Genomic DNA, 3,089 nt, shown 5'->3' on the forward strand with positions numbered 1-3,089 from the left:
ACACCCCCGTCGGGGCGGGCGGCCCCCCCCCCCCGGCCCCCCCCCCCCCCCCCCCCCCCCCCCCCCCCCCCCCCCCCCCCCCCCCGGCGCCCCCCCCTCCTGCGTACCCTCCCGGGCTCTCTGTCCTGTCGGGCCACTCTGTCGCGTCAGGTGACTGTCGTCGGTGTGCCCAGGGCAGAGGTCCGCGTATCCGGGGCTTTCGGCGGGCACGACAAGCAAGCGCGACAGCACATTCGTGGGGTACCGGCCCCGTGAGTTCGTGGCGTCACGAGCGAGGCTCTACGCTGCCCTCCATGGACATCTACGCCATGACGAACCAGAAGGGTGGTGTCGGCAAGACCGCCAACACCATCAACCTGGGCGCGGCGCTCGCCGAGCACGGCCGCCGCGTACTGCTGGTCGACTGGGACCCGCAGGGCCACATGACCGAAGCCCTCGGTGTGGACGAGAGCCCGGACCACCGGACGATGAAGGGCTGGGTCCTGGGGGAGTGGAGCGGCGACCCTCACGAACTGCTGGTGCCCTACCGCGAGCGGCTCCACGTCCTGCCCACCAACATGGACATGTTCATGCTGGACAAGGGCCTGTACGCGGCGACCGCCCGCGAGATGCGGCTCTCCAAGCTCCTGGCCAAGTTCGAGGACGACTACGACGCTTGTGTCATCGACGCCCCGCCCTCCCTCGGGATCGGCACTGAGTGCGCGCTGATGGCCGCGCGCCGGCGGCCGGGCAAGCGCGGCGGCCTCCTGGTCCCGGTTGAGGCCGAGGACTCCAGCATCCGGGCCCTGCGACTGCTGCTGCGTCAGGTGGCGATCCTGAGCAACGACATGGACGTCGACATCGACATCCTTGGCCTGATCCCCACCCGGTTCGACACGCGGGACGGCGAGATCGTGTCCTCCATGCTTGAAGCGTTCCGGAACCTCGGTCAGCCGCCCGTGATCGCTGAGATCAAGAAGCGGACCGACATCCGCAAAGCCTGGCGGGCCAGGGTGCCCGTTCTGGAGTACGACGCGAAGTGCGAGGCGAGCCAGTGGTTCCGCGACCTGGCGAAGGTGGTCCTGGCCCCATGAACTCATCGCGGAACACCCCGCCGCCGCCGGACATGGGCGGGCTCACCGGCGACTGGGCCAAGCTCCAGGAGCTGCGGCGCGACAAGACGCCGACCTCTCGGGAGCCCCAACAAGAGCAGCACCAAGACAAGGAGTCTGAGCAGCCGACCGGCCGCCGGCAGTCCCGGCCTGGGCGAACCCGCGGCGGCCGCAAGCCTCCGCCCGCGGCAGCCGACGCGATCCCAACGACTGTGCGGTTCGACCCGGAGGAGTCCTCGCAGATCGACCGGTTCGTCCTGGAGCTGCGCGACGACGCCGGGCGCCGTGCTCTGGATAAGGCAGAGGTCGTCCGAGAGTTGATCCGTATGGGCATGGAGCACGAACCCACCCGCAAGGCACTACTCCGGCGGCTTCGATGAAGTGAAACAGGTCCGTTCCTCATGCCTGACCTGCAACTCTTCCCACCATGGTGAACTGTCACTATGGTCTTATGACGCCACGAGTCCACAAATGCACGGTGAGTAGTGGCTCAAAATGGACCCTCAAGAGACGTGAAATAGATGCTAGTCTCTTGCACGATTAGGGTCCGAGATGACTCCTAATCAATGACGGCCGGAACCTGTTCGCAGGAGCCTTCTGTCGCACCGGGACCCGCCGCCCCCACTCGGGCGAGTAGACAGGCGGCGGGTCCGATAAAGCCGCGAACTTCACAAGCGGCACATATAGGCATTTAACGATCAGCCCAGGTTCAGTTCCACTGACCTGGGCCGCTTGCGTTACACCTATCCGTAGTGCTTGACTAAAAGCCGACCTTCGGTCGCGGCCTCTCCGCTGTCTGTCAAAACACTTCGCCCGAGTGGGGACACGGAGAGTCCGATAACTGGTGCGAAAGAGAAGGTGGTCCATTTGGCCACGGTAAACACAGGCGGCTCCGCAGCAAGAGGCGGACGCCGCCTTACTGCTATCGCATGGTTCATTGGAGCCGTCATCCTGCTGCACGTGGTCGGCAAGGAGTACGAGATCCCCGCGGAACTGGTGGCAGTGCACCAGTACGCCCTCGGACTCTCCATCGCCGGCCTCTCCCTCTGCCTGCTCGGTTCCATTGCCTGGGCACGGCTCCAGACAGTCAAGAAGCACTTCACCAAGAAGAGCGTCAAAGCCCTGGACCGCACAGGCAGAGCGATCGAGCGCCTCAAGACGTGGCTCAGCCCGCACAAGCCGAATGACGGGCATCACGGCCCTTCTGAGAGGCTCTGACTCTGGACACTGAAGGCAACACGCTTGAGCCCCGGGCCCAAAAGCAAAACGGGACCGGGGCTCAAGCACGTCCCCAAGCAGGACAACAACCAGACTCACCCAGTATTCAGGAATCACACAAAGCCCAGATCGAAGAATTCTATAACAGTGAAATACCGAAACTAATCAACTTCCTCAAAAACAAGACCGACTCAAAAACGCAGGCAGAAGATATCGCCCAAGAAGCCACGATCCAGCTCGTTAAAAACTGGGAGAAAGTAGAGCACCCTAAAGCCTGGATCTACAAAGTGGCGAACAATATCATTTACAGAAGAGCACGAGAACAGTTCCACAAGGAAATAGTAACCTCCGAGCACATCGAAAGAGCAATTGAATCCCCCATTGATTTCATCACCGAAAGCTCAGACATCATTCAAGTCCTAAAAGAATTGCCAAAAAGGCAAAGACAAGTATTGGCTTGGACGCTATCAGGATATTCTCCAAGCGAAATTTCGGAAATCCTAGAAGTAGAACAAAGCACCGTCCGATCCACAATGAGACACGCGCGAGCATATCTAGCGAAAAGACTAGAAAAAACACGACCAAGACTAATGGAAACAAATAACCGAAGAATGCGACGGATCGACGCGCATAAGGACGAATTGGAATAAGGTCGCTACGCGCCTTAACCCGAATAGGAATCGAATGCCCTCCGCTACGCTCCAGACATTCGATCGGGAATTGATTCGCTTTGCGAATACAATTAGGCCCACCATTAGCGCTACGCGCTAATGGAAGCCC

General features: G+C 61.2%; 4 protein-coding genes. All 4 read left to right on the top strand.

Going from position 1 to position 3,089, the window contains the following annotated elements:
• Positions 1 to 293: 293 nt before the first annotated feature.
• The 4 genes from JS521_RS25750 to JS521_RS37545 all read left to right on the top strand — a co-directional run bounded on the left by JS521_RS25750 (position 294) and on the right by JS521_RS37545 (position 2,959).
• Positions 294 to 1,073: a ParA family protein gene (locus tag JS521_RS25750; protein ID WP_205085364.1), complete on the top strand. Its 780-nt coding sequence runs from the start codon at positions 294 to 296 to the stop codon at positions 1,071 to 1,073.
• Positions 1,070 to 1,471 carry a hypothetical protein gene (locus JS521_RS25755; protein WP_205085365.1) on the top strand — a complete coding sequence of 134 codons (402 nt, stop codon included), beginning with the start codon at positions 1,070 to 1,072 and terminating at the stop codon, positions 1,469 to 1,471. Before JS521_RS25750 ends, JS521_RS25755 begins: the two co-directional genes overlap by 4 nt.
• A gap of 580 nt (positions 1,472 to 2,051) precedes the next feature.
• Positions 2,052 to 2,309 (top strand): hypothetical protein, encoded by a 258-nt coding sequence (locus tag JS521_RS25760; protein WP_205085366.1) that lies wholly within the window; start codon positions 2,052 to 2,054, stop codon positions 2,307 to 2,309.
• 152 nt (positions 2,310 to 2,461) lie between these two features.
• Positions 2,462 to 2,959 (top strand): RNA polymerase sigma factor, encoded by a 498-nt coding sequence (locus tag JS521_RS37545; protein ID WP_372448616.1) that lies wholly within the window; start codon positions 2,462 to 2,464, stop codon positions 2,957 to 2,959.
• Positions 2,960 to 3,089 lie beyond the last annotated feature (130 nt).

This window comes from Streptomyces durocortorensis, from assembly GCF_016901035.1.
Classification (GTDB): domain Bacteria; phylum Actinomycetota; class Actinomycetes; order Streptomycetales; family Streptomycetaceae; genus Streptomyces; species Streptomyces durocortorensis.

Bases quoted from the DNA above. Each gene is read 5' to 3' on its own strand.
- JS521_RS25755 (WP_205085365.1), top strand. From the start codon at position 1,070: ATGAACTCATCGCGGAACACCCCGCCGCCGCCGGACATGGGCGGGCTC.
- JS521_RS25750 (WP_205085364.1), top strand. From the start codon at position 294: ATGGACATCTACGCCATGACGAACCAGAAGGGTGGTGTCGGCAAGACC.